The organism is Oleiphilus sp. HI0123, assembly GCF_001635315.1.
Genome location: NZ_LWGE01000424.1, coordinates 1 through 6474, shown reverse-complemented (window position 1 = coordinate 6474; position 6474 = coordinate 1). Strand labels below are relative to the sequence as shown.

Sequence of the window (6474 nt, the reverse complement as noted above, 5' to 3'; positions counted from 1 at the left end):
TGAAAGTGCTGCGATTGTTAATTATCTTGGCGCTGTATCTGATNAGAACTTATGTCCACCTGCTTCGGATCCGGTACTTCGTGGTCATTATGACCAACTGATGTTCTTTATCTTGTCCGACTTGGAGCAGCCTTTGTGGACCAACGGCAAGCATCGTTTTGCCATTCCTAAAGAACACCGTGTCGCTGATGTACTGCCGACTACTTTTTGGGAGTTCGAAAAGGCACAAAAGGCACTGACGAAGCTGATCGGTGAGTCTCCGACTTTTGCCTTAGGCGATGCTTTTAGCATGGTTGATATTGCTTTAGCGCATACCCTAGCTTGGGCGGAAAGCTTTAAGTTTGAGTTATTGCCCGGTATGAAAGCCTATAAAGATGCCTTGTATGAGCGCGAAGCATGTCAGCAGGCACTTGTTAAAGTGAGTGCTGAATGATGTGCTTTAAATTGAGATATCAGCTATTAGCTTTAAGCTTGCTTGCGCTGAGTTCTTTTAGTTCTGCAGAGCTAAAAGAACTGGATGACCAATCACTAGAAGAACAAAAAGGCCAGGCCGGGATTACCATCGATATTGAGTACAAGTTGTCGATAGGTCAAATTCTCTACAAGTTTGGTGACTCAGGTAATGGCAAATCGCGTAAGCAGCAAGATTATAATATACCCGAGCCTCCTAGAATCGTGTATGTTTTGTCTGATGATAAATGACGTAAGTATGAACTGCAGAACTTTCACTCTTCTTTCTTTAGTTACTTCACTAGCTCATCAAAGCTGCTGATCAAGGCCTCCGGCTGATAACTGGAAAGATCTTCTCCTTGGTGGTAGCCATATTCAACACAGATAACAGCTACGCCAGCCGCTTTAGCGGCCTTAATATCACTCAGCGAGTCGCCCACCATGATTGACTCGCTGACATGACACCCCAAAGTATTCATGCAGTGCAGAAGCGGAGCCGGGTGAGGCTTTTTCTCTGGTAAAGAGTCACCACAAAGTATCAAGTCAAATTCAGGTAAGTCATGAGCCTTTAGGAGTGCCGGAGTGAATTGCTCTGGTTTGTTCGTAATTACTGCCAGGTAAGGGTAGTGCTCTCTTAGTTGTTTTAAGGTCTTACTGACGTGTGGGTAAAGTTTACTTTGTCGGCCACTGACGTCTTGGTAGTGATCTAAAAAGCTTTGATAGGCTTGTTGGAATAGCTCTCCATCTACTTTCTTGGGTATCATCTTATTGCTTAGAGCCCGCTTTACCAACATTGCAGCACCGTTGCCCACCCAGTGTCGAACCTTATCTTGTCCTGCTTTCTCTCGTTGTAGGTCGACCAGCATACAGTCGACAGCAAAGGCTAAGTCGGGTACCGAATCAATGAGGGTGCCATCCAGATCAAACATTATGAGCCGAGCCTGTTTGCTACAAACCTTTTCAATAAGTGTCACATGTAATCCTATTACTGTTAGTTTTCAGAATATTTTCTGATGATCTTATCGATTATTCTACATGGCAGCTCGAATCCTGTCGTGTCTTTGCATGCTATTGGGATTAAGGAGCAAATTTAATTGTTAAAGGAAGCTTTAGTGGTGTTTAAAAACAGGCTATTTGAATATGAGTTCAATATATTTTACTTTTTGTGACTATTGGTCATAAAATTTTCTTCCCTTCTAGTGTATGCTATCGATATTAACTCAAGGCCTTAGTTTACTGACGTTTTAAATGGCCATCCTTTATTGATTGATTAGCTTTTAAGTGAGGCATGATGAACCGCTCTTTAGTTTTTTCTATTGTTATGGCAATAGTCGCTACCCTGTGGATTCTATCGGGGAATTTTAAAGATGATGCCGAGCACCAAGGACAGGACGTTATTGCGGAATCATCTCAGCGCGATGAAGGTTTGTTCCGCGTGACCGTAAAGCAGTTTAAGGCACAGGAGCTCACACAGCGTATCGACTTGCAAGGTGAAATAGATGCCGATAGAAATGTTGATATTCGTGCTGAGACCGAAGGAGCTATTGCTAAATTGATCGCCAAGAAAGGTGATCGAATGACAGCCGGTCAACGTGTGCTCAATTTGGCGATGAATGATAGGCAGGCTCGCTTGGCAAGGGCTAAAGCGGATCTTAAGGTTGCAAGGGCCGAGTTGAAATCAAGCTTAAGTCTGAAGGAAAAGAATCTCTTATCCGAAAATCAGCTGCAACAAAATCAGGCGAATGTAATGGCGGCTGAAGCCGCGGTTAAAGAGGTTGAGCTGGAAATCGAACACACCCATATACTTAGCCCTTTTGCGGGTGTTTTAAATGACTTACACGTTGAGCAGGGTGACTACGTTGCTCCAGGCACTGTGTTGGCAACAATTGTCGACGATCAGGCGCTTATCATTAGTGCTGATGTTCCTCAGCAGCACGTTGCCAAATTAGCTTTGGGGCAAGTGGTTGAGGCAAAGTTACTCAATGGTACTGAGCTAAAGGGCAAGATCACTTATATATCGAGCATTGCTGATTTGGCGACACGCGCTTTCAGAATAGAGGCCTTGGCGCAGAATTCGTCTCAAGTAAAACGCTTTGGCCAAAGCGCTCGCGTTAGTATTTTGCTTGGCCAGCAAAAAGCCCACAAACTTTCTCCTTCATTATTAAGCCTTGATAGTCAGGGTGAACTGCAAATTAAAGGACTCGATGTTGAGGGGCGGGTAAAAGCATATCCGGTTGAACTCTTACGCAGCGAGAATGATGGTGTTTGGCTAGGCGGTTTACCCGAGGTGCTTGAGCTTATTACCGTCGGGCAAGGTTTTGTTTCGGTTGGTGAAAAGGTCAGCCCTGTTCGAGTTTCGGCAGAAGATAAGGCGTCAGGAGTAGATTCTTAATGAAAGAGTACTTTGGTACGGCACCAAAAACGCCAATCGACTGGGCGATAGAGCGTCGCCGTGCTGTGCTGTTGGTCTTGGTATTTTTACTAATATCCGCTTATCAGAGTATCCCAAAAGAGTCTGAGCCGGATATTGCCATTCCTATTGTTTACGTATCGATGTCGCATGAGGGTATTTCACCTGAAGATGCCGAGCGCCTACTTATTCGGCCAATGGAGAAAGAGCTTAAGTCGATAGAGGGTGTCAAAGAGATGAGCTCCGTTGCCTCCGAAGGGCATGCATCGGTGACGCTTGAATTTGATGCCGGTTTTGACAGTGATACGGCCTTGGATGACGTCCGTGAAAAGGTTGACCGTGCCAAATCAAAGCTACCTGCGAGTAGTGATGAACCTGAAGTTAATGAAGTAAACGTCGCTCTGTTTCCAGTTTTCAGCATGAGCTTGGCAGGCCCTATTCCTGAGCGGCAGTTATTGGCTATTGTGAGAGATCTAAGAGATGACTTGGAGGCGCTTCCTGGGGTGCTGGAAGTCGATATTGGCGGCGAGCGCGATGAAGTATTGGAAATTATTGTTGACCCGCTGGTACTGGAAACATACCAGATAAACTTTGAGACCGTGTTGAGCATTGTTAATCGTAATAACCAGTTGGTTGCTGCTGGCGCCATAGATAGTGGTTATGGTCGTCATGTCATTAAAGTGCCGGGTGTTATTGAGGATCTGGAAGATATTATGGCCCTGCCGATCAAAGTGGTTGGTGATAGGGTGGTGAGTTTTAGGGATGTTGCGACGGTAAGGCGCTCCTTTAAAGACCCGACAGGGTTTGCTCGTGTAAACGGGGAGTCTGCTTTGTCTTTAGAAGTTAAAAAGCGTGTCGGTTCAAACATTATCGAAGTGATTGAAAGCGTTAAGGCTATTGTTAAAGAAAAACGTCAATTTTGGCCTGCTGCGGTCAAGGAAACGTTTATTCTCGACAAGTCGGGCGAAATCAGAGATATGCTCCAAGATCTGCAAAACAACGTGTCGAGCGCGATTATTATGGTCATGATCGTCATTGTTGGAGCTTTGGGCTTACGTTCTTCATTCTTGGTGGGCATAGCTATTCCAGCATCCTTCCTTAGCAGTATTATGATTATTAATATGATGGGTTTGACCTTGAATATTGTGGTGCTGTTTAGCTTGATTCTGGTTGTCGGGATGTTGGTAGATGGAGCCATTGTTGTTGCCGAGTTAGCCTCACGAAATCAAAGTAAAGGGATGTCGGCAGCGAAAGCTTACGCAAGTGCATCAAAGCGGATGTCATGGCCGATCATCGCATCGACCGCGACAACGCTGGCTGTTTTTCTTCCCTTGATTGCTTGGCCGGGTGTTGTCGGCGAATTCATGAAGTTCTTACCCATTACGGTGATGATTTGTTTGATGGCATCGCTTGTTATGGCTCTGGTATTTTTGCCCGTTTTAGGCTCATGGTTAGGAGGGCAAACTAAGGCTAAAGGGAAGTTAGTAGACGAGTATGAACGTGATGGAGGTCATCCGCATACAATAAGCTCATTGAATGAAGAAGCCGGTGTGATGAAACGGGCCTATGTTTCAAGCTTGAGTGCCTTGCTGAAGAGACCGGGCTTAACATTTATCGGTGCACTGGGCGTCATAGTCTTCAGTTATGTCGCCTATGGGGCTTTCGGAAAGGGTGTAGAGTTCTTTCCAGATGTCGAACCGGATAGCGCGCAGGTTCTTATTCACGCTAGAGGTGACTTATCGATACATGAAAAAGATGCCTTGTTAAAACAGGTTGAACGTCGGTTTTTAAGTCTGATTGAAGGCAAAAACGAGCTTGAATCAATTTATGCCCGTTCTTTCAATCAAGCTCAGAATGCAATGGCCGAGGATGTGATCGGTTCAATTCAGTTTCAATTTGTTGATTGGGATAAGCGGCGTGTAGCGTCAGAAATTCTCACAGAAATGGAGGCGATGACCGCTGATATTTCAGGTGTAAAGTTGGAGTTTCGCAAAGCAGAGAATGGCCCTTCTGGCGGTAAACCGATCAAGTTGCAGGTTAGTGCAATCTACCCTGAGCACACTGAGCAAGCGGTTGAGCTTATCCTCTCAAAGATGGAAGCCCTCGAAGGTTTTAAAGATATTGAGGATGATCGAGCGCTACCGGGTATCGAATGGCGACTAGATGTAGATAGAGAGGCCGCAGCACGTTTTGGTGCCGATATCGCTTTGATCGGTAGCGCCATTCAAATGATTACGAACGGCTATCGCGTTGCCGACTTTAGACCGGACGATACGATAGAGGAAGTCGATATTAGTATTCGCTTCCCTGAACAGTTCAGAAACCTCAATCAGTTTGATAATTTCAGAATCCAAACCTCAAAAGGCATGGTGCCCATTAGTAACTTTGTGTCGCTGAATCCTGCGCCGAAGAATGGCACGATAAAACGGGTTGACGGTAAACGGGCTATTACGATTCAGTCAGATGTTCTTGAAGGACTGCTACCTAGCGAGCGCCTACAAGCTCTGCAAGCTGAGTTCGATCTGTCAGAATTTAAGCCAGATGTACGCATCGCCGTAAAAGGGGAAGAACAGGATCAGAAGGAAACAGCAGAATTCCTCGGTACGGCTTTTATGACGGCAATCTTTCTAATGCTTTTGATTCTCGTCATACAGTTCAACAGCTTTTATCAGAGTATTTTAGTATTGAGTGCGATTGTCTTTTCAACCGCGGGGGTTTTACTGGGCCTGCTGATCACAGCTCAGCCTTTCGGTATCGTGATGGTCGGCTTGGGTATCATTGCCTTGGCAGGTATCGTTGTGAACAATAATATTGTATTGATTGATACCTATAACTCGTATATCAACAATGGAGTTAGCCCTTATCAGGCGGCTTTGATGACGGGTGAGATTCGTATGCGACCCGTGTTATTGACTGCAGGAACCACTGTTCTTGGTTTGATACCGATGGTCTTATCGATGAATATCGACTTTATCAATCGCGACGTAGCTTTTGGTGCACCTTCTACACAGTGGTGGACTCAGTTATCTAGTGCCATTGCTGGTGGATTGGCGTTTGCCACAGTCCTCACCTTGTTTCTAACACCGGCTTTACTGGTACTTGGTGCTAATACTCGCCAATGGATATCAAGCAAACAAAACGGTTCCTAATTGGTGTTTCTATTCAAGTGTCACCGAGCTAATGCTGGTTTTAACCTTTTCGCCTGTTTTTAAGTGATAAACAACTTTGGCAGGATAGTAGGGGCTGCGTTTTTGCGCCGGAATCGTTTCGTTAATTGACCATTCTTCAATCTTAATTACTTTTCCATTTGCGTCAATTAGCTGCGTGCGCAACTGTAGAGCGCCAATGTTCAGTGGACTATGGTTTTCTATTGTCACCAATAAAGGCCCTTTAGGGTCTTGAACATGCTTGGCCTTTAAGTATTTTTCCGGTGTTTGCTTAATTTCGATTAGGGCCAGTTTTAGTTTTGCCTGTTGACCTATATCGCCTTGCGCCTGGGCTGCTTGTGCATAGTACTTAAGTGCTTGTTCCTGATTCTGAGACTCGCTGTATAGCTCTCCTAATTGTAGGGCAGCAATACTTGTTGGTAGTAAACGCATGCTATAGCGATAATC

At 45.1% G+C, this 6474-nt stretch carries 6 protein-coding genes; 4 read left to right on the top strand and 2 right to left on the bottom strand.

The window, feature by feature from the left end; genetic code table 11:
- Nucleotides 1-433: glutathione S-transferase family protein (locus A3761_RS04045; RefSeq protein ID WP_068749861.1), on the top strand; the 433-nt coding region annotated here is incomplete at its 5' end.
- A complete protein-coding gene (locus tag A3761_RS04040) occupies nucleotides 430-702 on the top strand; it encodes a DUF6160 family protein (RefSeq protein ID WP_068553332.1) in 273 nt (90 codons plus the stop codon). The genes A3761_RS04045 and A3761_RS04040, both read left to right, overlap by 4 nt.
- A 41-nt stretch (nucleotides 703-743) precedes the next feature.
- On the opposite strand, the gene A3761_RS04035 is transcribed toward A3761_RS04040, so the two are convergent.
- Nucleotides 744-1424 (bottom strand): phosphoglycolate phosphatase, encoded by a 681-nt coding sequence (locus A3761_RS04035; RefSeq protein WP_231872087.1) that lies wholly within the window; start codon nucleotides 1422-1424, stop codon nucleotides 744-746.
- A gap of 314 nt (nucleotides 1425-1738) precedes the next feature.
- Here A3761_RS04035 and A3761_RS04030 point away from each other — a divergent pair, with 314 nt between their 5' ends.
- Nucleotides 1739-2842, top strand: coding sequence for an efflux RND transporter periplasmic adaptor subunit (locus A3761_RS04030; protein WP_082865095.1), 1104 nt, complete (start codon nucleotides 1739-1741; stop codon nucleotides 2840-2842).
- Entirely contained in the window at nucleotides 2842-6009 is a 3168-nt protein-coding gene (locus tag A3761_RS04025; RefSeq protein WP_068749859.1) for an efflux RND transporter permease subunit, read from the top strand. The genes A3761_RS04030 and A3761_RS04025 overlap by 1 nt, the downstream gene beginning before the upstream one ends.
- A gap of 9 nt (nucleotides 6010-6018) precedes the next feature.
- On the opposite strand, the gene A3761_RS26865 is transcribed toward A3761_RS04025, so the two are convergent.
- On the bottom strand, nucleotides 6019-6474 hold a 456-nt coding region (locus A3761_RS26865; protein ID WP_231881151.1), incomplete at its 5' end, for a hypothetical protein.

Bases quoted from the DNA above. Each gene is read 5' to 3' on its own strand.
- A3761_RS04040 (WP_068553332.1), top strand. From the start codon at position 430: ATGATGTGCTTTAAATTGAGATATCAGCTATTAGCTTTAAGCTTGCTT.
- A3761_RS04030 (WP_082865095.1), top strand. From the start codon at position 1,739: ATGATGAACCGCTCTTTAGTTTTTTCTATTGTTATGGCAATAGTCGCT.
- A3761_RS04025 (WP_068749859.1), top strand. From the start codon at position 2,842: ATGAAAGAGTACTTTGGTACGGCACCAAAAACGCCAATCGACTGGGCG.